Below are 24,682 nucleotides of genomic sequence, written 5' to 3'. Positions count from 1 at the left end.
CCCCGCCGCAAGCAGCGGAGTATTAACTGCGCCCTTCAACTTGCTGGTTTTCAACCAGCTTTCACCCCGAAGGGGCGGGAATTGTACCCACAGAGATTAATACAGCAAATCTTAATTCCTCTAAATTTGTCCGTTTCAGCAACCGGGATTTATGGCTATTTAATCTGGTAATTCTCAGCAATTCACTGCAATTCATAACATTTCGGATGAGAAACAAATTTATGAATAAATTTTTTAACGATAAATTACGAATTCAAGATATTGATAATTAATAATTAAATCGTCTAAGAGAGAAAACATTTATACTCTACATAAACGTAAATTCTTATACTTAATGTTGACATGGCGATTTTCCCAACGTATATTTCCCTTGCTGAGGGAAATAATCACACAAGAAATTTATATTTTCACTTTAATTAACAGGTAATTAGTTCTATTGATTTATTCTCTTGTGTGATCCTAATTACCATGGCACATGAACTTGAAGTGCCAAAAGCAAACAGGAGGTTAATATGCTTATGTTTCAGCAAAATTCTCAATCAGAATTTTCGAATAAATCTTCAGCACCCCAGGCTGGTTCAAATGATGACGAAGCATCTATCTAATGCTTTAGTGCCTAAAAATTGATCAAAATAAGCGAATTAATAGGTTTTGAATCAAATAATCTGATTCAAAAACTTTGGTAATAATTTACCGATAACTATAATTACCGCAACCGGTTGTTATATAACCATAACTGTATCTAGTTTCTTTGAAATTGTACTAAAAGGTACATTTTTACCACTGTTTTTGTCGCTTTAAATTTCTCAAAGTAACGAATACTACTGATTCGGTAGCAGCTGCCGGGAATTTTTCTCAGGCTTATCAGTAAACAATTCATATTGTTCTTAATTTATCCTGCCGAATCAATAAGTAAGTCTTATCCAATGAGAAATATGCATCTTGTTTCAACAAGACTGCCTATTAATTATCATTCGCAGAAATTCGAAAGTAAGAAACTTATCTTTTAAAGAGGAAATAATTTATGAAAGCTACTCATACCATAAAGTCCAAAACTGCTAATAAATCAAATGCCCCCCAAAAGTCTCTACAAGGTATTTGGATTATTTTATTAGTTGCTTTTAGTATGGTTATCATTCCGTTTGGACAAGCCATAGCAGCTGCGGTTAAATGGCATCCAGGGCATTATTATGAATTAGTTGGACAAGGAAGCAAAAGTGATCCGAGATATTTGAATCAAGTATACAGTGAACTTCAATCTCACCCCACTCTCCGTGGAGTTGTCATTCGATATCAATGGGGTGAGATTGAGAAAGCAAAAGGAGACTACAACTTTACGGTAATAGCCAAACGGCTTTCTGAGGTTGCCGCAAAGAAGAAAAGATTGATCGTCTTGATAGAAACAAAATCGACTACTCCTGACACAAAGCAAACGCTTGTGCCAGCCTATGTAAAAACAGCAGAATATGAAGGGGGTATTTATCAATTTAACTCAGGACAAGGAACAGGATACGGAACCAAACTTTGGGATCCGCAAGTACGCGATCGGATGATTGCATTTTTACAGGCTTTCGGAAAACGGTTTAACAATGAACCCTACTTTGAAGGTATTGGTTTTTCAGAAAGTGCAATGGGAAGACCCAATAAACCCTTAACCAGCGCTCAGGCAGATAATTTCTATAAAAATCTTTTAGCTGTCAATAAAGCTCTCAAAGCTAGCTTTCCCAATACATTATCGTTCCAATTTTTAAACTACCCGCGTGATCTTCTCCCAGGTTTTATCAATACGTTCAAACAAAATGGATCTGCTTTAGGCAATCCAGATGTTTTCCTTGAAGACCCGGGTTTACATTTTCCTGGAACAAAATATTCTTTCCCTGGCGTTTATACCTATTATCCTAAATTAACGGGAAAAATACCGCTGGTGGTTCAAATAGAGAAAGCAAATTATCTCAATACGCGGCACGACAATACTGGGCACAAACCTTCCGTTACTCAATTACTTAATTTTGCACGGGATGAGCTTCAGGTGAACTATGTATTCTGGACTAGAACTCCTAATTACTATCCTAAAGTGCTTGAACTTCTGAACTTCAAATCACAAAAAGCCAATCCTTCTGGTGGCTTAAAGTCAGTCTGCCCTAGCGTTTATTCTTCCTGCGTCCAGTAATTCGCAAAGCTTCAAAAAAGGCAGTTCTTAGTACGGGCTTTTATTTACTTCATATTAGTCCGTACTTTAGTTCAATAATTCGCTCTAGGAAGTTTCTCCAATACATTGGCAGTTTTATGCACCCAGCAACGCTGTTGATCGGTTTGAGGACAGCATTTGGCAACAGCTTTCCACAATCCTAGGACACCGTCACTGACAGCCAATTTGGGTGCACATTCAAGGCCGCGCTGCTTCAAGTCCATTAACACTTCTATCCAGCTTACTTCAGACTCACGACAACCGTCCGACAATGCCTGCAATTCCTTAGCCTCGATTTATCCGCACCAATAATCACCAGCAAACATAGCCAGTCATACATTCGCACGTTACTATAGACGCCATCAACCCAGACATAAACGTACCGCTTTTTGCCCAGATTGCGGCGGCTCCAGTTTTGATAATCCAGCTCCCATTCCTGCTTTAAACGTCCGATGGTAGTAGATGACAACCGGTGCACCTGATCCTCTCCTGACATACACCAGAAATAACTATAGCTCGCATAGCGGTTATCAAGGAATCGCGAACTTCATCACGACAAGATTATACGTACGTGCTTATGCGTATATTATTACGCGTTCTTCACAATAGCATAAGCCTTCGAATTTTTAACTGCCTAACGAGGAAAAAATACCAAATGCTTATGAGAAATACTCGACTTCTAGTATGCATATTCTGCATTAGCGTATTTCCGCTTAGGGAAAATAATCATGCACTCGCAGCAGGAAAGGACAATACAGAAGACCAAATATTGACCATGGGCTGTTTGTTCAATCTATTTAATACAAAGGTTTTTCTAACCTATACGAATGACGCTACGGTGCTGCTAGTGGTTGCGAATTTAACGATCGATCAGGTAGTTATCCATTACATAGACAAATAGATAAAACTTTTTTAGGAGTCTTAATTATGGCGACGTCAGCAATTATTTGTCCAGTCTTGATGGCAATAACGGTTTCCGTCTGAATGGAGCAGTAGGTGATTTCTTGGGCAGCTCGGTCAGCAATGCGGGGGATGTCAATGGTGATGGTTATGCTGATGTAATTGTCGGTGCCCCTGGAGCTGAGCCGAATGACGGTAACGCCGGCACCAGTTATATTATATTTGGGCGCACTTCAGGATTCAGTGCTGTACTGGACTTATCCCAACTCGATGGCAGTAACGGTTTCTCTCTGGGAGGGGCTACGGCAAATGATCATTCGGGGCAATCAGTTAGCAGTGCAGGAGATGTCAATGGCGACGGCTTTGCTGATTTGTTCGTTGGCGCTCCGTATGCCAGCTCAAATGGCTCTCGTTCCGGCAGCAGCTACGTGGTGTTTGGCAAGGCTTCGGGGTTCAGTGCTGCACTGGTTTTATCCAGCCTGGATGGCAGTAACGGTTTTTCTCTGGAGGGAACGTCTACTAACGATCTTTCGGGCCGATCAATTAGCAGTGCAGGAGACATCAACGGCGACGGTTTTGACGATATCATTATCAGTTCCGAAGAATTCAATTCCGCCTATACCTATGAATCTTCTATTGTCGATTATGTAGTGTTTGGTAAAGCTACGGGATTCGGTCCTACGTGGAATCTATCCAGCCTTGATGGCAACAACGGTTTTTACTTATATTTTGGTGCTTATGACATCTCGTCGGGCGGAGCTCAATCAAAATCTGTGAGTAGCGCAGGGGACATTAACGGCGATGGGTATGACGATTTAATTGTCGGTATCGTCTTTCCTGCTAACGATGAGCCTATTTTTGATGATGCTAAGAGTTATGTGGTGTTCGGCAAGGCATCTGGTTTTGATGCCGCGTTGAATCTATCCAACCTTGATGGCAACGATGGCTTCAGTTTGGATGGAGAAAGAATTGAACCATATGATTACAAAGGTATTGTAGTCAGCAGCGCAGGGGATATCAATAGCGATGGATTTGACGATTTGATCATAGGGTCTCCTTCGGACAGCAGAAGCTTTAATTACGGCGGTGTCAGCTATGTAGTGTTTGGTAAGGCATCGGGTTTTGATGCCGCTTTGGATCTATCCACCCTAGATGGCAGTAACGGTTTTCGTCTGGAGGGGGCGGCAGCGTTTGATAAGCTAGGCACCTCGGTGAGCAATGCAGGAGATGTCAACGGCGACGGTTTTGACGATGTGATTGTGGGTGCACCGGGTGCTAGTGACAACTCTGGTTCCAGTTATGTGATATTTGGCAAGGCTTCTGGCTTTGCTGCCACAATTGATTTGTCCAGCCTCGACAGCAATAGTGGTTTCCGTCTGGATGGAGCCGATTCTTCGAGCATGTCGGTCAGTGATGCGGGGGACGCCAACGGAGATGGTTTTGATGATTTGATTATCGGTGCACCTTTTGCTAGTCCAAATGGGGACAGAGAGGCTGGCTCTAGTTATATTATTTTCGGTCGCAGTGACTTTGGCGGTAACCAATTACCTACAATTCCAGGCACACCCGATGACGATGTCCTGCGCGGCACCTCAGTCGCAGAAATCTTTGAAGCCGGCGATGGCAATGACACGCTGATCGGCCGCGGTGGCGCGGACGTGTTTCATGGCGGCGCTGGCGTTGATCAGATCAAAGTGCCTGACCTCAATTTTGCATCGATCGACGGCGGAACCGGCACCGACATCCTGCACCTGGACGGCAAGGATCTGCATCTGGATTTAGCGAGTATGGGTGACAAAATCCAAGGCATCGAAACCATCTGCATCTACGGCCGCGGCGACAATACGCTGACACTGACTGCGGACAGCATGCTCAATCTCTCCGATACTTCCAACACCTTGAAACTTCACGGCAATGCCGGAGATCTCGTGACAGTGCTGGATGACGGTTGGATTGACAATGAGGTAAAGGGTTTTTATCACATCTACACGAATGATGACGCGGTGCTACTAGTAGGTGCAAATTTGGCGATTGATTTTGTATAGCAGAAGTTCAGAAGAACTATTCCTGGGCAAATACCGTGGAACTACACTATTTAGAATTGTTACATCAAAAAACCAGAGAATATGTATCTCAGCCATTTACCGACCGAGATACATGAACTACTACAACTAATTAATACTAACTACATTTACCAGTTTCAGAACCATCCTCTTTGGTTTCTTTCCCATCATCTTTCACGCATGAGTTCTGACAAACGCCCGATTTTTTACAGGCTTTGCCGGCTGGAAGGCTTTTTTTATCGATACACGCTCCTTCAACCAGATAACACGCTTGATTAGCCCCACAAGCAGTCTTGCCATCTTTTTCTGTTTCGGCACTGCAAGCTGCGAAAGCAGAACTTGAGGCGAAAACAATCGCAAGAACCAACGCGAGTGAGCTTATAATTTTTTTGAACATCTTCCTCTCCTTGTCGTTTTTGTAAGCAAAAAATTATTTTTGCTTGGTTAGAATAGCAGAAACCACCGCCAGGTGTAGGGAAATTGCAGTGGAAGATTTCATAAAATAAATATTCCTTGATTCATATCAAGCTTGGATTGAGGATGAAGCTAATGACGTCCTCATCCTCTGGTTAGGTGAACGCCAAGAAGCGCGAACTGGAGTGCATATATCGCTAATCAGTTAAGAATCCGGTCAACGAGTATCGAGGTGAACTTTTGCCCAAGCTCGACACCCTATTGACGTCATTTTTGTCACTTTAGCTTGATTCTCGTTATACTCATTCAAATGAATATCCTATCCGACTATCCTTCGGATTCACCTGAGCATTTATTGCATCGATTATATGCAGAGCAATGTCAATTTCTGCATATTTCGCCGCAGGCAATGCAACAGATTGCGGTTGAATACCATTTACCGGTCAGCCAAGTGGCTTCCGTGGTTGCGTTCTATTCCTTTTTCCATACGAAACCATGCGGCCGCTATCATATTTTGTTCAGTAACTGCACCAGTTGCGGTTATTTGACGCCGGAACACAATCTGATGCAGATGCTCTGCGAGCAATTGCAGGTCATTCCGGGCAAAACACGTCAAGACGGCGCGGTCAGCATCGGAGAAACCTCGTGTATCGGCATGTGCGATCAAGGTCCATCCTTATTGATCAATGGCATTCCGCTCCCTCGCCTGAATCCGGAAAGAATCAATCAGATTGCGCATCATATTGCTTCAGAAGTACCCGTTTCGGAGTGGCCACAAAACTGGTTTGCAATCAGTGATAACCTCTATCAGCGAAGCTTGCTATTGACTGAACAACTCATGCCGGGCAGCGCAGTGCAGATGGCGTTGATGCAAGGCACAGAAGCGACATTGAGAAAAATCCTGCAATCCGGATTGCGCGGACGCGGCGGCGCCGGATTCAATACTGCACAAAAATGGCAATCCTGCCGCACTGCACCAGGCAATACACGCTACGTGGTGTGTAACGCCGATGAAGGCGAACCCGGCACCTTCAAAGATCGGTTTTTATTGCAGCGGTATGCAGATGCGCTATTTGAAGGCATGACGATCTGTGCCGCGGTGATTGGCGCATCCAAGGGAATTCTTTATTTGCGAGGTGAGTATCGCTATATGTATCCTCATCTCGTCGAGGTTCTTGAACGGCGCCGCAAGCTGAATTTACTGGGACAACGGATTCTGGGCCAGACGGCCTTCCAATTTGATATCGACATCGTCGTTGGCGCAGGCGCTTATATTTGTGGCGAGGAATCGGCATTGATCGAATCACTTGAGGGCAAGCCGGGAATTCCGCGCATTCGCCCGCCTTTTCCGGTAACGCATGGTTATTTGGGTCAACCCACTGTCGTCAATAATGTCGAAACATTTATCGCCGCAGCCTGGATCGCGCTAAAAGGCAACTCATGGTTCAAATCGGTAGGAACTAAGCAGTCGAGTGGCACCAAAATTCTCAGTATCAGTGGCGATTGCGAGTTTCCGGGTATATATGAATATCCATTCGGCACCCGCATTCAGCATATTTTAGAAGATTGTCATGCACAAAATGTCCAAGCTGTTCAGATGGGCGGTCCCAGTGGCAAGCTCATCAATGCGCGGGATTTTGATCGTGTGATCAGCTTTGAAGATATCTCTACGGGTGGATCCATGCTCATTTTTGGAGCACGACATAACTTATTGGCAATTCATCGCAACTTCGCGCATTTTTTCGCACATGAAAGTTGCGGATTCTGCACGCCTTGCCGTGTCGGAACTCAGCTTTTAAAAAAACAGCTGGATAACATTGCGAATGGCCGCAGCACAATTCGTGATATTGAGGAAATAAAACAACTGAGCAGCTTGATTCAACACAACTCCCATTGCGGCTTGGGACATACCGCAGCTAACCATATTATCGATGGCCTGCAGCTTTTTCCGCAAGTGTTCGAACAGAACCTGCAGCAAGATTTCACTGCGCAATTTGATCTCGACCAGGCACTCGCAAATGCCGAGCACATCGCACCGGGTGACAATGCGGCGATACATCTGGATTAATATCATGTCTGCACCTTCCACTACCCTTCGCATCGATGAACAGGAAATCCCGTTCGTTCCCGGACAAACCATCATGGACGCCGCATTGGCTGCCAACGTTTATATCCCGCACCTGTGTCATTACCCTGGCTTGCCGCCGAGCGGCAATTGCCGGCTATGTATTATAGAAATCGGTAATCGCAGCGTCGCAGCTTGCATCACCCTTGCTTCCGCCGGTCAGGAAATCCGCAATAACACAGCGGAATTGAATGAGGCTCGCAAAGTCATTACGCAAATGTTGTTCATCGAAGGCAATCATATCTGTCCCAGTTGCGAAAAAACCGGTAACTGCAAGTTGCAGGCGATGGCTTATTTTTTGGGCATGCTGGATGATCACTTTTCACAGTTTTACCCCCATCGTGACCTCGATGCCTCGCATCCGCGGATTTTGCTCGACCGCAGCCGCTGCATCGTATGTGATTTATGCGTTCGCGCCAGCCGGGAAATAGACGGAAAGAATGTTTTCGCCATTGCAGGACGTGGCACCCAAGCTCATTTGATTGTCAATTCTCCAAGTGGAAAACTGGTTGATAGCGCAATAGCGATCACCGATGCCGCAGCCACGATCTGTCCGGTAGGCGCCATTCTCATCAAAGAACAGGGCTACCAAGTTCCGATCGGCCAGCGAATCTACGATCAACGCACCATCCGTGAGACTGCGCTGCAGGAAAGCATCGGCACGAGAGCGAAAAACGATGGCGATTAAACCCAAACTCAAAATTGCCACCACTTCATTAGCCGGCTGTTTTGGCTGCCATATGTCTTTTCTCGATATGGACGAACGCTTGGAAGAACTATTTGAACAGGTCGAATTCGATCGATCGCCCTTTACCGACATCAAACAATGCGGCCCCTGCGATATCGGTCTGATCGAGGGTGGCGTATGCAATGCGGAAAATGTGCAGGTATTGCGTGAGTTCCGTGCACAATGCACCACACTGGTTGCAGTAGGCGCATGCGCGATCAATGGCGGTGTTCCTGCGTTGCGCAATTATTTCGATGTGCAAGACTGTTTGAACGAAGTCTATCTTTCCGGAATCGGGGTCAGCGATCCGCAAATCCCCAGTGATCCAGAGCTGCCATTATTGCTGGACAAAGTGTATGCAGTCAGTGAAGTGGTATTCATCGATTATTTTTTGCCCGGTTGCCCGCCTTCAGCAGAAGATTTTTTACAGCTATTGGAACCGTTATTGATCGGGCAAACACCCATGCTCTCGAAATCCCATTTGCGTTACGATTAAATCATGGCATCCGATCGCTCATCCCCCTCCGCCACGCGTCGCATCGCTATCGATCCGGTCACCCGGGTCGAAGGACACGGCAAGATCACCTTGCTATTGGATGCGGAGAATCATATCCACGAAGCCCGGTTCCATATCGTTGAATTTCGTGGTTTCGAAAAGTTCATTCAGGGCCGCCCCTACTGGGAAGTACCGTTTCTGGTACAACGCTTGTGCGGAATCTGCCCGGTCAGCCATCAGTTAGCTGCCGCCAAGGCTGTCGATCAATTGGTGGGCATCCGTGACCTCACACCGACCGCAACCCAACTGCGCCGACTACTTCATTTCGGCCAAATTCTGCAATCCCACGCCTTACATTTTTTCCATCTTTCTTCTCCGGATTTTTTGTTTGGTTTCGGCAGCGATCCATTGCAACGCAGCATTATCAAGGTGCTGGAACAGTATCCAGAAATTGCGCTGAAAGGCATCAAGCTGCGTAAATTTGGCCAGCAAATCATTCAAGCCATTACCGGCAAACGGATCCACGGCACAGGCACAGTGCCCGGTGGCATGAATAAGCCGCTCTCGATCATGGAACGTGACACCCTGCTAGCAGAAATCCCTGATGTTCTTGAATGGAGCCAGGAAGCTCTGGCGCTGAATGAGCAACTTCATCTCGCACATCCGGCACATCACGATTTTGGTACGTTACATAGCAATTATCTCAACATGATTGGCACGGCTGGTGAATTGGAGTTTTATCATGGCGGACTGCGCGCGCGTTATGCGGATGGCACGATGATCTTTGATCGATTTGATTACTGCGATTATCAGAAAATTCTGCAGGAAGAAGTGCGTTCCTGGAGTTATATGAAATTTCCTTATCTCTCCGCCCTAGGAACCGAACAAGGCTGGTACCGGGTCGGGCCATTGGCTCGCATCAATAATTGCGACCGTATTTCAACCTCATTGGCTGAAGCTGCGCGGCAGCGCTTCAAAGCATTCGGGCACAATGGTTTAGTCCATAACACACTCGCTTATCACTGGGCACGCATGATCGAGCTGCTGCACTGCGCGGAATCCATTCAACAATTGCTGCAGGATGCAGAAATCACCAGTACGGAATTGATGGTCGAGAAAAGTGAACTCCGATCGGAGGGCATCGGCGTCATTGAAGCGCCACGGGGTACCCTATTCCATCACTACCAAATCAATGAAGAAGGGTTGATCACCAAAGCCAATCTCATCGTTTCAACCACCAGCAATAATCAGGCCATGAATGAATCGATACGCGTTGTGGCCAGTCAATATCTCGACGGAAAAGAAATTACCGAAGCGCTATTGAATCATCTGGAAGTCGCGGTGCGCGCGTACGACCCCTGTCTCTCCTGCGCCACTCATGCACTGGGCAAAATGCCCTTGCAAGTGGAGCTTCAGGATAGTACCGGCAAAACAATCAGTCGACTGACCAAAGGAACAACTGGGGAAATTCATCGATGAAACTGAGTAACGCTTATTTACGTATCCACCATACGATCAATGACACCGCAATCGAAATCAACAACCCCGTCATCAACGGAAAATGAAAGCTGAAATTTTCCCGTTCGATATGAATATCCCCCGGCAATCGGCCCAACGGCAATTGCGACAGCCAAGGCCAGGCGATTCCCGCTATTATGAGCAAAACCCCCAATGCAATTAACAGTTGTTGCATATCCATTCTCTTTTAATGTTGAGCATACCATCTAACAAAAGTAATTTTGCGTTCACATTGACGCAATCGTTCTCTACTTCATTCATTTGGATTTAACTGGTTTTTTCAATAGTAGAACCATAACGATAGCTTAGCTCGCAATGCCGAGATGACATCAATAGGAAATGCCAAAGTTACATTTCTGCGATTTCTCGCCCACACAATACTGTATTATTTTTATATCAAAAGTTACTAAACTCACTTTGAATGCATGCCTAAATTATTGCTATTTGGTTACGGGAATCCTGGACGAGGCGATGATTCACTGGGCCCTCTTTTCGTGGAATCGATCAACCAGATCAACGGTAGACATATCGTCAAGTTGGTGGACATGCAATTGTTGATTGAGCATGTAACCGATTTACTGGGATTCGATCAGATTTTATTTGTGGATGCGGATATGTCATGCAGAGTACCGTTTGAATTCGCAGCAATCACTGCAGAAAAAGATAGCAGTTATACCAGTCATACCCTGACGCCGGCAGCACTGCTATTTATTTATGAGCACATTTATCGCTGCAACCCACCACCCAGTTACTTATTGCGTATTCGCGGCTATCACTTTGAACTGGGCCATGGTCTAAGCAAGCAGGCCCATAAAAACCTGCACGCCGCGCTCCGCTATGTGCACAATCGCTATTTAAATCCTCATCATTCATCAACGTAACAATCAATGCATGAATTATCGCTGGCAGAAAATATTCTGCAATTAATCGAAGATGCCGCGCAGCAACAGCATTTCACGCAGGTTGAAGCAGTATGGTTGGAAATTGGACAATTAGCCTGCGTCGAACACGAATCGCTGCGTTTCTTTTTTAATAGTGTCAAAAAGGATACCATTGCTCAAGAAGCCAAGCTCGAAATCATAACGATTACTGGCCAAGGAATCTGCGATCGATGCCATCAGACTATTGCGGTAAATTCCTATGATATGGCATGCCCTCGCTGCGGCGGTTACGCCGTGACCATCACCCAGGGCGAGGAAATGCGGATGAATGCGTTGGAAGTAAAATAGCGAGGAATCAATGTGTACCACTTGCGGATGCGGTCTCAGCCAAATACGAATCAATAACAAGCCGATGAGGATACAACGTCAGTCCCACCAATCGCTGACTTATCGCCCCCTCAGGCCCTCCCCCGCTCAAAATCATGAGCCGATCAAGGATCCTGCATCCAATCCACTCAAAGCAAAAAATCCCGGCAGGCGCGATCATCAAACCTCAGAAACCAGGATGATTAAAATAGAGCGTGACATTCTGGCGGAGAATAACCGCTATGCTACTCAAAATCGGCATTATTTCTCCGCGCACCGAATTTTTGCACTCAATCTGTTATCAAGCCCGGGTTCCGGCAAAACGACGTTACTCGTTCAAACCATACAGATGCTGCGCAACTTATATCCCATCGCCGTCATCGAAGGCGATCAGCAAACGGATCACGATGCCACCCGAATTCGAGCTACCGGTGCTCCAGCGGTACAAATCAACACCGGCAAGGGATGCCATCTGGACGCTGCGATGATCGATCGTGCCCTGCAGCAAATGCATATAGAAAATAATAGCGTGTTGTTCATTGAAAACGTTGGCAATCTCGTCTGTCCGGCCAGTTTTGATTTGGGAGAAGCCCATAAGGTCATCATCCTGTCGGTAACCGAGGGAGAAGACAAGCCTCTTAAATATCCCGATATGTTTCAGGCTGCTGATTTATTGTTGCTCAACAAATGCGATCTACTGCCGCATCTCACATTTGACACCGGCTTGGCCATTGAATATGCGCATCGGATCAATCCTTCATTACCTGTCATACAGATTTCAGCAACCCACGGCAGCGGGATGACCGCCTGGTTGGAGTGGATCGAAGCCTGCCGCCGGGCAACCGCAGGCGCTCTGCGACAATGATCATGTATTAACCACGCGCTTGAGCCATTCTGCCGATATTTCCATTTCGTTAGCGACTTGCGGCCCCACTGTGCTGGCGTGTGGCGCTTGGCTAAAAAACACTATCTGTCTGACACGCGACAATAACGCCTATGTTTCTCCGATCATCGGCGATCTTTCCGCAGCAGACAATCGCTATCGCTTCGATAACACCGTTCGGCGCATGTGCCGCGACTATTCGATATCTCCCGAAATCGTTGCGCATGATCTCCATCCCGACTTTTACAGCACCCAGTTTGCCCAAGCCCTTGCAGAGCAACACGATCTTCCGATCGTCGCCGTGCAGCACCATCACGCGCATATCGGCGCAATCTGTGCGGAGCATCATATCAACCAGCCGGTGCTGGGATTGGCTTTGGATGGCGTCGGAATGGGAGAGGATCACTCATTCTGGGGCGGAGAATTGTTACTCGTCGATGGCGCGCAATGCTCTCGCCTGGGACATCTGGCTCCGCTCGCATTACCCGGAGGCGATCGCGCTGCCCGGGAGCCTTGGCGGATGGCCGCTGCTGTTTTGGCAAAACTCAACCGTCATGATGAAATCACCCAGCGATACAGCGATCAACCCGCCGCAGACATGGTGGCTTTCATGCTGAAGAAAAATCTGAACTGCCCTCCCATTTCCAGCATGGGGAGATTGTTCGATGCGGCGGCTGGTTTGTTGAATGTTCATTTGATTCAGTCTCATGAAGCCGAGGCCGCGATGACATTGCAGCAATTGGCACAGCAACATGGCGCGGCAAAGGCGCTTGCCGATGGGTATCAAATCACTCATGACAATCAATTGGATTTTTCGCCCTTGTTATCGGCATTGATCGACTGCCGCGATGCTAATGGTGACATTGCATACGCCGCATCGCTTTTCCATGCGACAGTCATCGAAGGATTAGCCAGTTGGGTGAAAAAAGCCGCCGATCAGTATCAAATTTCACGCCTGGCCCTCGGCGGCGGATGCTTTCACAATGCGATATTGACTCACGGTCTAAGCGATCAATTGCTTTCCTCATCCTTACAAATATCCAGAGCCCGGCGATTATTACCCGACGACAGTGCCATTGCCCTTGGCCAGGCATGGGTGGCGCTACAGCACAATGCTTTATAATAGGCTTGAAATTACCCATTCTTTTTCAACACATAGTTTAAATGAGCAATTACGTACAACGTTTCTTATTGGAAAATTTGGATATTCGCGGCGCGTTGGTGCGCCTTGATTCAGTGTGGTTGCAAATGCTGGCTGGACGGAATTATCCGCAGCCCGTCACTCAGTTACTGGGAGAAATGAGCGCGACCACGTTACTCCTCGGCAATAATTTGAAGCACGGTGGACGTCTTACCATACAATTGAATGGTGACGGCCCGGTTTCCATGTTAGTGATAGACTGCACCGAAAGCCTGCATATACGAGGTATGGCTAAATATGAACAGCAAATAGAATCGCAACCGCTTGCAGACTTGCTTGGACATGGCCAATTGCTATTAACGCTGGACATGCCTTCGATGCATGAATCGTATCAAAGTATCGTGCCATTGGATGGCAATACCACTGCCGAAATTTTTGAACATTATTTCAAACAGTCGGAGCAATTGTCCTCGCGTTTATTTTTGGTGGCTACAAACGAAGCCATTCTTGGTTTGCTGCTACAGAAACTCCCTACCACTGATCAACAAGATCCCGATGGCTGGAACCGCATCGAAGCCTTGGCCTCAACCATCCAAGACCATTACAGTATCGTCGGCTTAACTGCGCAGGAGATACTGACCCGTCTATTCAGTGAAGAAATCATACGCATTTTTGATGCACAGACAGTGCATTATGGATGCCATGAAGACCCAGCAAAAATTTATACCTTGTTGCATCTACTCGGGCGCGAGGAAGTCGATTCGATTTTGAGAGAATTTGGAGAAATTGTTGTCAATGATGAAATCTGCGACCGTGAATATCGTTTGGATGCATTGGCGGTGGATGCCATCTTCCGCAAAGCCGGTTCCACAATTCATTGAATCGGCACTTCATTGAACCTTCTGATTTCTGAGCGGGCGTCGACTAAGACTGAAGCGTTGCTGATCAGTGATCATTCACATACCGGGCTTGGTCTCAATGCCGAGGAATTGCACACTCTAGCTTTTCAGAGTTCTTAAAAAAACGGTAAATTTCTCCTCGAAAAGTGCGTATAGTTATTTTGCATGTCCTACTTTCACAAAATATAAATTCACGACAGGTTATAAGAAAGTTCTGACAATAATAAATTACGCTTCACATATTTTTCACATATGCTGCGCTATGATCCCCGAATATCCCCATTATGTGAACGGTTTCTAGCATCGTCTTTAGGGGGTTAACTCATATAGGAGGCAAAATAATGGCACCACGAATCGCACACGTTGATGACGACTCTGATATCCGGGAAGCAGTTGAGCGCATCCTGCGCAAGAATGGATATGAAGTTGATAGCTATCTGACGATGCAGGATTTCATCGACTCGCTACAAGACGATACCAACCGGCCTGACTTGGCCATTCTGGATGTCATGGTCGAATCCATGGACTCGGGACTCACAACCTATGCTCAGATTCATAAACGATTCCCCCAGATACAGACAATTTTCCTCACCTCTCTCGGTGATATGATCAGACCTTATTTCGACGACGGTTCGAATGAATGGGTATGTATCATGGAAAAACCGGTTGAACCGATCAGTTTATTGGCCACCATCAACGATCGCTTGAATAAAACCGGAGAAGCCGCTTAATTGGATTGACTGACATGGCGACAACTGAGTTCTCCTGGGACAAGTCCGAAAATCAGAGTATTTTGTTGGAAATCAAAGGAGATCGGCTAAAGCTGAGTGACGATGTCCTCATCAGTAATATTCGTTGGTTCATCGCTTTTCGGTGGATATTGATCGCCACCCTGACTTTCTTTGAAATTCTACTGTTATCCACGTCGGATACGCTTACGCAACTGGGTCTCAGTGAACAGCAAAAATGGCCCATAGCCATTATCATCATTCTAGTGATCGCAAATATTACCTATATTTATAGCCTCGATCACAGTAAGCCCGGCAAATACAATTCTCCTTCGATCAATCTGTGGGTACAGATCATCATCGATCTGATCTGTTTATCAGTCGTCGTTCATTATATTGGCAGCACATCCACGCCGATTTCCTTCTTTTATGTGCTCCATATTGCGCTTGCCTGTATCTTTTTTTCAACTCGGGAAAGTCTTTATGTCACGATACTCGTCTGTGTGATGGATTCAATCGTCATTATTGTTGAAAATTTTATCATTACCCAGACTCCGCTCTCCACGCTCATCAGCAATCATCTCTCTCCTGAAAGCGTGCGAAGAGATGTCGCCATACTATGGATGTTTTTTCTTGATATCCTGTTTTTTGTCGTTTGGTACGTTGTGTCCCGGCTTTCGCTCATTGTTCGGGCGCATGAACGACACCTTCTGGATGCTTACCGGCAAATCAATCAGGCACAGGTTGAAAAAGACCAATATGCGGTTCTGATGACGCATCAGCTCAAATCTCCGCTCGACGCCATCCGCAGCAAAATAAATTTAATCAAGGGAGGCTACTGCGGCGAAGCTTCGCCAGGCGTCAATGAAGCACTCGATAAAATCGACACTCGCGCTCAAAGTATGGCGGGATTGATCTTGGATTTGCTGCGATTGGAGCGATTGAAAGATACCTGCCTGGATACTGCTGTATTCAAATCGATGGATATCCAAGCAACGTTACAAAAATGTATCGATAAACTCACCCCGGTCGCCAATTCAAAACATGTGACACTGAACGTTTCCATTGATAATTTCACCTGCAAGGTCATCCCCGATCAGTTGGAAATCCTGTTGGAAAATATCATTTCAAATGCGATCAATTATTCGCACAACAACGCAACCGTTGAAATTGTCACTGAAGTCGATCGTTTTCATAAAAAGGCCAGCATCACCATTACCGATCATGGAATTGGGATAGAAAACAAAGATCTACCCAATATTTTCAATGAATATTTTTATTCCCCCAGAGCTGCGCTCCACAACAAAGCTTCCAGCGGCATAGGTTTGTCGATTGTTAAAACCGCGGCCGAAAATAACAAGTTAAAAATAAAAGTAGCCAGTGAGCCCGCCGTAGGAACTGCATTCACTATCATCTTTGCTACCAGTGAGGTGCCTGTTGCGCCAAACCGTTGACACGACAAATTTCCAGCGATTCAATCTCAAGCGAACGAAAGCATATTTCCTGATCTCATCGATGCCTGATTTCAGGGTGCCAGTAGCGCCGGTGTGATTTTCTCCAACTCTCTACGAACCACGCTTTATTTTCGAAGCGCAGCAGTATGGCCCCATCTGCATCCGTACGCAGTATTTGGCTGCCAATGTCGTGATAGCGCGAAAGTACCGCATCGCGCGGATGTCGATAGCGATTGTGATAACCCACGGGAAATACCGTCAGCGCAGGATTCACCTTCTCCACAAATGCTTTTGTCGATGAGGTATGGCTGCCATGATGCGGGGCAATCAAAACTGTTGCGGGAAGCTTATCATTTACTTCTGCCAGGAGCATGGATTCATCAGCGCTGCCAATATCCGAAGGTAGCAATGCGCTGCCATGAGCTGAGGTAATTTTCAATACACAACTGCTGGCATTCGTTGTTTTCCGTGTTCTCTTCACATCCGAAGAATGCAACAATTCAAATTGCACCTCATCCCAAAGCCATGTGTGGCCGAGTCGACAGGGATAATTTCCTCCATCCTTACCTGTAGCCAACGTGATTGGGTGATCCTGATTCAATGATGAAATCAGGGTACGCACCGGCATGGCTGACATGACCGACAAAGCCCCGCCACTGTGATCCATATCAGCATGCGATACAATCAGCGCATCCAACTTCCGTATCCCTTCTCCACGCAGAAAAGGAACTATGATTTGCTTGCCGCTGTCCGTCGTACCGAAACGAGGGCCGGTATCAAACAATAAAGTATGATGCCGAGTCCGCACAACTACTGCCAAACCTTGCCCCACATCCAACACCGTGAGCCAGAATTCACCAGTTTGTGGTCGAGGCGACTGCACCAGAAGCATCGGAATTAACGCAGTAATCCCAATCCAGCGAGCCGGAAATCCGGAGAAAAATCCCCATCCAAAACTTCCAGGAAGCAACATCCAGCCGATGCCCACTAATGCGATCAGAATCGTCCAGGCCGGAGGTGCGGGTTGTTCCCAGACAGCTTGCGGCAGGCTGCTCAGCCAATGCATTAGGAGCATCAACAGGCTCATCGCGGCATGAGCAAACGGCAGCATAAAATCAAATACCGGTACTGTGGCCAGCAACGTCAAGGGAACGACCAAGAAACTGACCAAGGGTATGGCGATGGCATTTGCGACTGGCGATATCAGGGAAAGTTGCTGGAACATGATCAGTAGCAAAGGAATTAATCCCAGGCTAATCGCCCATTGAATCCGCACCCAATTGACAAGCCAGTGCAAACTTCCGATTCTTCCGACAGTTACCCACATAATGATCGCGATGGCCCCGAATGAGAGCCAGAATCCCGGTGCCAAGGTTGCCCACGGATCGACCAACACCACCCACAGCAACGCCCAGCTCAACACGGTCACAGGAGAAGTCGATTTTCCTCTCCACACTGCGATGACGACTACCGTCAGCATATACAAGGTCCTTTGCGCAGGTATTGCCAGGCCCGACAACACCGCATACCCGAATGCTGCAATGAATCCGGCAACCACCGCCGCCCGGCGGGCGGGCACGCGCATGACTAGCCCTGGATAACAACGCCATACCGCATACACCGCGATAAAAATCAGACTTGAAACCAACGTAATATGCAATCCAGAAATCGCCATTAGATGGATCGTTCCCGTTCGCATGAATACTTCCCACTGATCGCGTGGAATTGCATTCTGATCGCCCACCGCCAACGCCTTCAAGACACCGGCGTAGGTGTGATTAGGTAACTTTTCATCGAATCGCCGCTGGATTGCTTCGCGCAGATGTTCAATCCAATAACGGGGATGATTCACCAGAGTATCCAATAACTCATTTTCGACAGAAGAACGGATGTAGCCGGTCGCTCGGATATCACGCTCGAGCGCCCATGCCTCATAGTCAAAGCCATGGGGATTAGCATTGCCATGCGGCTGCTTCAGACGTACCGTGAATTGCCAACGTTGACCCGCTTTGACCATCGACGGGATAGTTTCATCGTGATTGGATGAATTATGAGGATACCAGGAGAGAACAATACGCCTTGGAACAATCGCACTTTCGGTAATGACATGCTCGACATCCAATAAAAAGCGCGCGCTCAGATCATGTCGATGTGGCAAATTCGCAACAACACCGATTATTTGAATATCCCGCTGTTCCCATTGTGGCGGCAACGAATCACTCAACCGCCAGTGAGCAACGGTCGCTGCCCAGAAAAATCCCAGCCCGGCACATAGCACTGCAATCAGCAGATCATTCAGCATCGACAGAATTAGAGACTGGAATCGCATCAATAGCTTAACTCCAATCACCAACCCTACTAAGCTCCATGCCCACATCATGTCGGGTAAGTCGGCTTGCCATTGCAACACGCCGGTTCCAATGACAAAAGCAATGATATTAATCCGAAGACGCAAAGTTTTTACTTTCCTTATCAGACAATTCCTGCATGATCTTGATTATCACGACAGCACACTTCAATTTATAATCAATGATCAAGAGGGGAAAAAATTCTTTCTAAAACCCGATTAATTCCCCCAACAGAGAATGAAGAAATCCTGAGCTGCACACCTCGACACATGCCTCACACCCTGACATGAGTTTTATTTCAAAACGACATTATCCGATTCATATTAAATCTCTGCATTATCCTGTCGTTACTGAAATAGCAAAAGGAGACAAAATGAATCAACGCAATAAATACAGACGATTGGACGACTATGAAATGCATAATAAGGTGGAACTGCTCGCGGGCCAGCTTCACCATCAGCAATTGGAGTTGGAAGAATCGCGCAATCGTTATGCAGATCTTTATGATCACGCTCCCGTTGGATATTTGACGCTGGACAGTTCAGGTAATATCCTATCGATCAACTTGACGGGTGCTGCATTACTGAGAAAAGCCCGCCCTTTCCTTATCGGCAAGGCATTTACCGATTGTTTCCTGGATATCGATCACCAAATCTTTAATCAATATCTCCAAGAAGTTTTCAACTCTTCAAGTAAAACCACGATTGATTTAAAAATTGGAGACACCAGCGACCCATTGTGTTTCATTCGTTTGGAAAGTACGGTCTCCAGCGATAAGAATATGTGCCGGATGATGATGTCCGACATCAGTCAACTGCGAAAAATGATCAATCTCAATCGAGATCTCTTGAATGAAAACAGACAATTGATGAAAGAACTGTTCCGTATCCAGGAAAAGGAACGACGCAGGCTGGCGCGTGAATTACATGACGAGATGGGTCAGTTACTCACCGGTATTCGTGCGGAAAGCGAGGTGATTCTCAATATCGTGGACAAAGATTCGAATGTTTTCCCCAGTGCAGAAGCGATCAAAGGCAGCACCGAGAAAATGCATCATGTCATTCGCACCATGTTGCACCGGTTGCGACCCTTGCTGCTGGATACATTGGGATTACCCGATGCATTATCTGAATTGAAAAAACAATGGTGCTCACGTCATTCTCAAATCACGCTCGAGTTAAAATTACAAGGGGAGCTTGCAATACTGGGCGAGCAATATAACATTACGTTATTCCGCCTCATCCAGGAAGCGCTGAACAATATTTACAAGCATGCCGAAGCCACGTGGGCGCAGATCAGCCTAAGCCGAGAGACGATCGACAATCCAAGCACCGATTTCTTGCATCTCAAAATTGAAGACAACGGTAAAGGGTATGACACCAATCAGCAATTCACCGGCCTCGGTTTGGTTGGAATGCGCGAACGGGTCATTGCCATGGATGGACGTATGACCGTAAGAAGCGCGCCGAATGAAGGAACAGAAATCGATATACGACTACCAATGAAAGCTTAAATAATGAAACAATCCATTACTATCCTCCTGATTGATGACCATCCTGTTGTGCGTACCGGTTATCGCCGTTTGCTTGAAAGTAATTCCGACATGCAAGTGGTCGGCGAAGCCGAGAACGGTGAAATCGGATTTCAACTATGGCAGCAGCATACGCCGAACGTCATCATTCTCGATCTCAATATGCCCGGCATTTGCGGATTCGAAACCATCCATCGCATCATCGGCCACGATCCGACCGCGCGCATCCTCGTTTTCAGCATGCTCAACAATGTCACGATGGTTCATCATGCGCTAAAAGCAGGCGCGATGGGTTTCATCAGCAAGCAAAGCGGCATCGGAGAAATGATCAATGCAGTGCGCCAGGTCAGCATCGGAAAAACGTACATTGAATCAGATCTGGCACAGGAACTCGCCGTGTATATTTCGCGCAAGGACGCTTACGAAAACCCTTTTGATCAATTGACGAAACGGGAATTCCAGATCGTCAAGTTAATCGTGGAAGGAAACTCAAACACTGAAATTGCCGAAAAAATATCCATCAGTCCCAAAACAGTGAGCGTCCATTATCTCAATCTCATGAAAAAGCTGGATTTACAGAATACCACCCAACTGATACGCCTGGCCATCAATCACAATATCATCAAGTAGACGGTTCTGACCGAAGATCTACAAGTATTTCCAGCAGATTGTTTCGGTTCGGGGCGACGTCTCAAAAGCTATCGTATCGGGAGCGCCTCTTGCGGGTGAATAGCGGAAGGATCAAACCGAGCAGTATGCCTCCGGACAACACCAGGGCACCCATGATAAACCAGTCTTTCTGGCTCTTATCTCCAAGCTCATGATTTTCTAGCTGCAGAGTTGTCAGGCGTTCCTCAGTCGCAGCCAGTTTTTGGTGCAATTTTTTATTCTCATCATCAATTTGCAGAATATTGGCAGACGTTTTTTTGATGGACCCAAGCTGTTCTTCGAGACGCTTGTTTTCACTTTCCAGAAAAGCCACTCGTTTGCTGGTTTTCTCGAATTGATCTTTGATGGCCGTTAATTGCGCCCGAACCGAGCCATCAGGCGCAGCATCGGTGATCTGTTTGGCAATTTTCTCAACCTGTGATCGAGCAGGCGGTTCTGGCATCAGGTATCTGCTCAATATCCAGCCTTCCGTACCGCCTGAAGTTTTCACACGCGAATAACCATTCTCAGCGTTCACTTCCAGAATTTCCAATGCTGCTCCACTTTTCAGCATGCGTTGAATGGCATGACTGAGACTGGGACCCGTGCGTAGTGTGGCTTCAATTTCATCGGATACATAACGTGTCTCGGCTTGAATCAGCGTAGAAAACGACATTCCGACGACAAGCCACACCAATAACCTACAGTAACTGCATTTTTTCATAGTTTTCATCAACTCACGATTCAGTATTAACTAAGAAATGACTCAGGAACGCTTAGGAAAAGCGGCTAAGCTCGCACTTAATCAGATTGCGTTTTTCACGCATTACCTTAGAAAACCAGAAAAATGATGTGGTGTTAATATGTTCTGGCTTTGGGCGGAAAGGACTCTACCGTAATCGGTTTCAAGCGTACCGGCTTATAGTCCAATCGATTATTTTCACTAAAGAATAAAGTATGCTTTAACCATTTGACATCATCGCGTTCCGGGAAATCGTTGCGCGCATGCGCACCGCGGCTCTCGCGCCTGGCTTCGGCAGAAATCATCGTGGCGGTGGCAACTTCCTTGAGATTGTCCAGCTCCAACGCTTCAATTCTGGCGGTATTGAATACCTTGCTCTTATCCTTGATTTCCGTTTGACCGATGCGCTGACCGATCTCCAGTATTTTTTCTACTCCCTGGAGCAGCATATCCTCGAAACGAAAAACACCACAGTAAGTCTGCATGGTCTTGGCCAAAGCAGCGCCCACTTCGGCGACATTTTCCCCATCCTTCTGCTGTTCCAACCGTTCAAGCCGACTCATGGTCTTGTCGGCCGCATCGTCAGGCAATAATTTATGATGCGGTTTTGTTTTTAAGTCTTCGATGATCTGATTGGCGGCGGCACGGCCGAATACCACCAGATCCAGCAGAGAATTGGTGCCGAGACGGTTAGCGCCGTGCACCGATACGCACGCGCACTCGCCCACCGCATAAAAACCCGACACGATCTCTTCCGGGCCGGTTTTATACGGCGCCACCACCTGGCCAAAATAATTGGTAGGAATGCCGCCCATCATGTAGTGCGCGGTCGGCACCACCGGAATGGGCTCATTGATGGGATCGACGTGCGCAAACTTGATGGCCAGTTCGCGTATGCCCGGCAAGCGCGTTTTGATGATTTCCGCCCCCAGATGATCCAATTTCAGCAGCAAATGGTCGTTTTCTGAGCCACAGCCTCGTCCTTCCTTCACTTCCGTCGTCATCGCGCGGGCAACCACATCGCGGCTGGCCAAATCCTTCGCATTCGGCGCATAGCGTTCCATGAAGCGTTCGCCATCCTTGTTCAACAGATAGCCGCCTTCTCCGCGCACCGCTTCACTGATCAAAACCCCTACGCCATACACGCCGGTCGGATGAAATTGCCAGAACTCCATATCTTCCAGCGGAATTCCGGCGCGCGCAGCGATCCCCAACCCATCTCCCGTATTGATCAGCGCGTTGGTGCTGGCCTGAAAAATCCTACCACCGCCGCCAGTGGCAAACAGCGTTGCTCGCGCCTGCAGAATCAGAACTTCGCCCGTTTCCATTTCCAAAGCCGTGATGCCCAGCACATCGCCTTGCTCATCGCGGATGAGATCCAGCGCCATCCACTCAACAAAGAATTGCGTGTTGGCGCTCACGTTCCGTTGATAAAGCGTATGCAGCAAAGCATGACCGGTACGGTCCGCCGCAGCGCAGGAGCGGGTGGCCTGGGCGCCGCCGAAATTTTGCGATTGTCCGCCAAACGGACGCTGATAAATTTTGCCATTCTCCAACCGGTCAAATGGCATGCCGAAATGCTCCAGCTCGTACACGACTTCGTTGGCATGACGGCACATGAATTCGATGGCGTCCTGATCACCCAGGTAATCCGATCCCTTGACCGTGTCATACATGTGCCAGTGCCAATTATCTTCAGTCACGTTGCCTAAGGCCGCAGCGATCCCGCCCTGTGCGGAAACCGTATGTGAACGGGTCGGAAAAACTTTGGATAATACTGCGACTTTCAATCCTGCCTCGGATAATTGCAGCGCCGCGCGCATGCCGGCGCCGCCCGCTCCCACGATGACAACATCAAATTTTCTTTTGGTTATGGCCACGTCAACCCCACAAAATGTCAGCAGTCCATACGAGATAGCCCACTAAAGCAACAATTACCGTAATCTGTGCCAGCAAACGAAGTTGAATAGCGTGCATGTAATCCATCAGCACATTGCGCATGCCGACCCACGCGTGCCAGAGCAAACAAATGAGGAATACAAACGTCGCAATCCGGAACCATTGATGACTGAAGAGGGTTTTCCAGTCGGAGAAATCCTGCGGAGCAGCAAAATAGATCGCACAAGCCAGCATGACCAGGTAGATCACCATCAGCACAGCGGTCACCCGCTGCGCCAGCCAGTCTTTCAAGCCGTAATGAGCGCCTGTTACCGCCAGCCCTGATCGTCTTACCATATCACTGCCGCAGCCAACAGGGTTAACATAACTCCGCCGATCAATACCAATCGGCTGCCCAATCGCGCCTGCGGCAAGGCTATTCCTATCTGCAAATCCAGCAACACATGGCGGATTCCGGCACACACATGATGCAGAAAGAACCACAGCGAAATTAGCAGCATTACCTTGATCATAGGTTCGCTCAAGCAGGTTTGCAAAGCTTCAAAACTCTGCTGTGATTGCAGCGCCATCTGCAAACTGTATAGCAACAAGGGAATACCGGGGAAAAACAGCAATACACCGCTGATCCGGTGCAAGATTGAAACCACAGCCGGCAATGGCTGTTTGATTTTGAATAAATTCAGATGTTTGGGGCGTTGATTATGCAATTTTGTTTCCATGCGGGAGATTCT

The 24,682-nt window shown here is 47.2% G+C and carries 22 protein-coding genes and 1 pseudogene; 15 read left to right on the top strand and 8 right to left on the bottom strand.

Going from position 1 to position 24,682, the window contains the following annotated elements; translation table 11 throughout:
* The first annotated feature begins 1,024 nt into the window (after positions 1–1,024).
* Positions 1,025–2,170 (top strand): glycoside hydrolase, encoded by a 1,146-nt coding sequence (locus ABF87_RS02345; protein ID WP_160827526.1) that lies wholly within the window; start codon positions 1,025–1,027, stop codon positions 2,168–2,170.
* A gap of 80 nt (positions 2,171–2,250) precedes the next feature.
* On the opposite strand, the pseudogene ABF87_RS02340 reads toward ABF87_RS02345, so the two are convergent.
* Positions 2,251–2,657 (bottom strand): annotated as a pseudogene (locus ABF87_RS02340) (transposase); the annotation flags it as partial.
* A 478-nt stretch (positions 2,658–3,135) separates the two neighbouring features.
* On the opposite strand from ABF87_RS02340, the gene ABF87_RS02335 reads away from it, so the two are divergent.
* Positions 3,136–5,133, top strand: coding sequence for an integrin alpha (locus tag ABF87_RS02335; RefSeq protein WP_160827525.1), 1,998 nt, complete (start codon positions 3,136–3,138; stop codon positions 5,131–5,133).
* A 136-nt stretch (positions 5,134–5,269) separates the two neighbouring features.
* On the opposite strand, the gene ABF87_RS02330 is transcribed toward ABF87_RS02335, so the two are convergent.
* Positions 5,270–5,548, bottom strand: a complete 279-nt coding sequence (locus ABF87_RS02330; RefSeq protein ID WP_160827524.1) for a hypothetical protein — start codon at positions 5,546–5,548, stop codon at positions 5,270–5,272.
* Between the two features lie 327 nt (positions 5,549–5,875).
* On the opposite strand from ABF87_RS02330, the gene ABF87_RS02325 reads away from it, so the two are divergent.
* Genes ABF87_RS02325 through ABF87_RS02310 form a run of 4 tightly spaced genes read left to right on the top strand, consistent with a single transcriptional unit; the run spans position 5,876 to position 10,392 of the window.
* Positions 5,876–7,633: an NAD(P)H-dependent oxidoreductase subunit E gene (locus ABF87_RS02325; RefSeq protein WP_164503115.1), complete on the top strand. Its 1,758-nt coding sequence runs from the start codon at positions 5,876–5,878 to the stop codon at positions 7,631–7,633.
* A gap of 4 nt (positions 7,634–7,637) precedes the next feature.
* A complete protein-coding gene (locus ABF87_RS02320) occupies positions 7,638–8,378 on the top strand; it encodes a 2Fe-2S iron-sulfur cluster-binding protein (RefSeq protein ID WP_160827523.1) in 741 nt (246 codons plus the stop codon).
* Positions 8,368–8,913 (top strand): NADP oxidoreductase, encoded by a 546-nt coding sequence (locus ABF87_RS02315; RefSeq protein ID WP_164503114.1) that lies wholly within the window; start codon positions 8,368–8,370, stop codon positions 8,911–8,913. Before ABF87_RS02320 ends, ABF87_RS02315 begins: the two co-directional genes overlap by 11 nt.
* Before the next feature lie 3 nt (positions 8,914–8,916).
* A complete protein-coding gene (locus ABF87_RS02310) occupies positions 8,917–10,392 on the top strand; it encodes a Ni/Fe hydrogenase subunit alpha (protein WP_160827522.1) in 1,476 nt (491 codons plus the stop codon).
* Positions 10,393–10,405: 13 nt separating this feature from the next.
* Here ABF87_RS02310 and ABF87_RS02305 read toward each other — a convergent pair whose 3' ends face one another.
* Complete coding sequence (locus ABF87_RS02305; RefSeq protein WP_160827521.1) at positions 10,406–10,606, bottom strand: DUF2905 domain-containing protein; 201 nt, start codon at positions 10,604–10,606, stop codon at positions 10,406–10,408.
* Between the two features lie 250 nt (positions 10,607–10,856).
* Between ABF87_RS02305 and ABF87_RS02300 the strand changes: the two genes are divergently transcribed.
* From ABF87_RS02300 to ABF87_RS02270, 7 genes are all read left to right on the top strand, one after another.
* Positions 10,857–11,312 carry a hydrogenase maturation protease gene (locus ABF87_RS02300; RefSeq protein WP_160827520.1) on the top strand — a complete coding sequence of 152 codons (456 nt, stop codon included), beginning with the start codon at positions 10,857–10,859 and terminating at the stop codon, positions 11,310–11,312.
* A 6-nt stretch (positions 11,313–11,318) separates the two neighbouring features.
* On the top strand, positions 11,319–11,660 hold the full coding sequence (gene hypA / locus ABF87_RS02295; RefSeq protein ID WP_160827519.1) for a hydrogenase maturation nickel metallochaperone HypA: 342 nt from the start codon (positions 11,319–11,321) through the stop codon (positions 11,658–11,660).
* 10 nt (positions 11,661–11,670) lie between these two features.
* Positions 11,671–12,543 (top strand): hydrogenase nickel incorporation protein HypB, encoded by an 873-nt coding sequence (hypB, locus tag ABF87_RS02290; protein WP_160827518.1) that lies wholly within the window; start codon positions 11,671–11,673, stop codon positions 12,541–12,543.
* A gap of 19 nt (positions 12,544–12,562) precedes the next feature.
* Positions 12,563–13,684 carry a carbamoyltransferase HypF gene (locus tag ABF87_RS02285; protein WP_160827517.1) on the top strand — a complete coding sequence of 374 codons (1,122 nt, stop codon included), beginning with the start codon at positions 12,563–12,565 and terminating at the stop codon, positions 13,682–13,684.
* A 41-nt stretch (positions 13,685–13,725) separates the two neighbouring features.
* Positions 13,726–14,583, top strand: a complete 858-nt coding sequence (locus tag ABF87_RS02280; RefSeq protein WP_160827516.1) for an Hsp33 family molecular chaperone HslO — start codon at positions 13,726–13,728, stop codon at positions 14,581–14,583.
* Between the two features lie 359 nt (positions 14,584–14,942).
* Positions 14,943–15,332, top strand: a complete 390-nt coding sequence (locus ABF87_RS02275) for a response regulator (RefSeq protein ID WP_160827515.1) — start codon at positions 14,943–14,945, stop codon at positions 15,330–15,332.
* A 14-nt stretch (positions 15,333–15,346) separates the two neighbouring features.
* Entirely contained in the window at positions 15,347–16,783 is a 1,437-nt protein-coding gene (locus tag ABF87_RS02270; RefSeq protein WP_160827514.1) for a HAMP domain-containing sensor histidine kinase, read from the top strand.
* Between the two features lie 55 nt (positions 16,784–16,838).
* Here ABF87_RS02270 and ABF87_RS02265 read toward each other — a convergent pair whose 3' ends face one another.
* A complete protein-coding gene (locus ABF87_RS02265) occupies positions 16,839–19,238 on the bottom strand; it encodes a DNA internalization-related competence protein ComEC/Rec2 (protein ID WP_240143479.1) in 2,400 nt (799 codons plus the stop codon).
* Between the two features lie 266 nt (positions 19,239–19,504).
* On the opposite strand from ABF87_RS02265, the gene ABF87_RS02260 reads away from it, so the two are divergent.
* Together ABF87_RS02260 and ABF87_RS02255 are read left to right on the top strand one after the other, a co-directional pair.
* Entirely contained in the window at positions 19,505–20,644 is a 1,140-nt protein-coding gene (locus ABF87_RS02260; protein WP_160827513.1) for an ATP-binding protein, read from the top strand.
* Positions 20,645–20,647: 3 nt separating this feature from the next.
* Positions 20,648–21,292, top strand: coding sequence for a response regulator transcription factor (locus tag ABF87_RS02255; RefSeq protein ID WP_160827512.1), 645 nt, complete (start codon positions 20,648–20,650; stop codon positions 21,290–21,292).
* A gap of 61 nt (positions 21,293–21,353) precedes the next feature.
* Here the strand turns inward: ABF87_RS02255 and ABF87_RS02250 are convergent, their stop codons facing one another.
* The 4 genes from ABF87_RS02250 to sdhC all read right to left on the bottom strand — a co-directional run bounded on the left by ABF87_RS02250 (position 21,354) and on the right by sdhC (position 24,670).
* Positions 21,354–21,986: a TIGR04211 family SH3 domain-containing protein gene (locus ABF87_RS02250; RefSeq protein WP_160827511.1), complete on the bottom strand. Its 633-nt coding sequence runs from the start codon at positions 21,984–21,986 to the stop codon at positions 21,354–21,356.
* A 182-nt stretch (positions 21,987–22,168) separates the two neighbouring features.
* Positions 22,169–23,932, bottom strand: a complete 1,764-nt coding sequence (gene sdhA / locus ABF87_RS02245) for a succinate dehydrogenase flavoprotein subunit (protein WP_160827510.1) — start codon at positions 23,930–23,932, stop codon at positions 22,169–22,171.
* A 1-nt stretch (position 23,933) separates the two neighbouring features.
* Positions 23,934–24,287 carry a succinate dehydrogenase, hydrophobic membrane anchor protein gene (gene sdhD, locus ABF87_RS02240; RefSeq protein WP_160827509.1) on the bottom strand — a complete coding sequence of 118 codons (354 nt, stop codon included), beginning with the start codon at positions 24,285–24,287 and terminating at the stop codon, positions 23,934–23,936.
* On the bottom strand, positions 24,281–24,670 hold the full coding sequence (gene sdhC / locus ABF87_RS02235; protein ID WP_160827508.1) for a succinate dehydrogenase, cytochrome b556 subunit: 390 nt from the start codon (positions 24,668–24,670) through the stop codon (positions 24,281–24,283). The genes sdhD and sdhC overlap by 7 nt, the downstream gene beginning before the upstream one ends.
* Between the last annotated feature and the right edge of the window lie 12 nt (positions 24,671–24,682).

It is taken from the genome of Nitrosomonas sp. JL21 (genome assembly GCF_009833095.1).
Taxonomy (GTDB): domain Bacteria; phylum Pseudomonadota; class Gammaproteobacteria; order Burkholderiales; family Nitrosomonadaceae; genus Nitrosomonas.
The sequence above is the reverse complement of the archived record's forward strand: the minus strand, read 5'-3'. Positions and strand labels throughout refer to the sequence as shown.

Excerpts from the sequence above, each read along its gene's own strand:
- ABF87_RS02345 (WP_160827526.1), top strand. The coding sequence starts at position 1,025 with ATGAAAGCTACTCATACCATAAAGTCCAAAACTGCTAATAAATCAAAT.
- ABF87_RS02330 (WP_160827524.1), bottom strand. The coding sequence starts at position 5,548 with ATGTTCAAAAAAATTATAAGCTCACTCGCGTTGGTTCTTGCGATTGTT.
- ABF87_RS02325 (WP_164503115.1), top strand. The coding sequence starts at position 5,876 with ATGAATATCCTATCCGACTATCCTTCGGATTCACCTGAGCATTTATTG.
- ABF87_RS02320 (WP_160827523.1), top strand. The coding sequence starts at position 7,638 with ATGTCTGCACCTTCCACTACCCTTCGCATCGATGAACAGGAAATCCCG.
- ABF87_RS02315 (WP_164503114.1), top strand. The coding sequence starts at position 8,368 with ATGGCGATTAAACCCAAACTCAAAATTGCCACCACTTCATTAGCCGGC.
- ABF87_RS02310 (WP_160827522.1), top strand. The coding sequence starts at position 8,917 with ATGGCATCCGATCGCTCATCCCCCTCCGCCACGCGTCGCATCGCTATC.
- ABF87_RS02305 (WP_160827521.1), bottom strand. The coding sequence starts at position 10,606 with ATGCAACAACTGTTAATTGCATTGGGGGTTTTGCTCATAATAGCGGGA.
- ABF87_RS02300 (WP_160827520.1), top strand. The coding sequence starts at position 10,857 with ATGCCTAAATTATTGCTATTTGGTTACGGGAATCCTGGACGAGGCGAT.
- hypA (WP_160827519.1), top strand. The coding sequence starts at position 11,319 with ATGCATGAATTATCGCTGGCAGAAAATATTCTGCAATTAATCGAAGAT.
- hypB (WP_160827518.1), top strand. The coding sequence starts at position 11,671 with ATGTGTACCACTTGCGGATGCGGTCTCAGCCAAATACGAATCAATAAC.
- ABF87_RS02280 (WP_160827516.1), top strand. The coding sequence starts at position 13,726 with ATGAGCAATTACGTACAACGTTTCTTATTGGAAAATTTGGATATTCGC.
- ABF87_RS02275 (WP_160827515.1), top strand. The coding sequence starts at position 14,943 with ATGGCACCACGAATCGCACACGTTGATGACGACTCTGATATCCGGGAA.
- ABF87_RS02270 (WP_160827514.1), top strand. The coding sequence starts at position 15,347 with ATGGCGACAACTGAGTTCTCCTGGGACAAGTCCGAAAATCAGAGTATT.
- ABF87_RS02260 (WP_160827513.1), top strand. The coding sequence starts at position 19,505 with ATGAATCAACGCAATAAATACAGACGATTGGACGACTATGAAATGCAT.
- ABF87_RS02255 (WP_160827512.1), top strand. The coding sequence starts at position 20,648 with ATGAAACAATCCATTACTATCCTCCTGATTGATGACCATCCTGTTGTG.
- ABF87_RS02250 (WP_160827511.1), bottom strand. The coding sequence starts at position 21,986 with ATGTCGTTTTCTACGCTGATTCAAGCCGAGACACGTTATGTATCCGAT.
- sdhD (WP_160827509.1), bottom strand. The coding sequence starts at position 24,287 with ATGGTAAGACGATCAGGGCTGGCGGTAACAGGCGCTCATTACGGCTTG.
- sdhC (WP_160827508.1), bottom strand. The coding sequence starts at position 24,670 with ATGGAAACAAAATTGCATAATCAACGCCCCAAACATCTGAATTTATTC.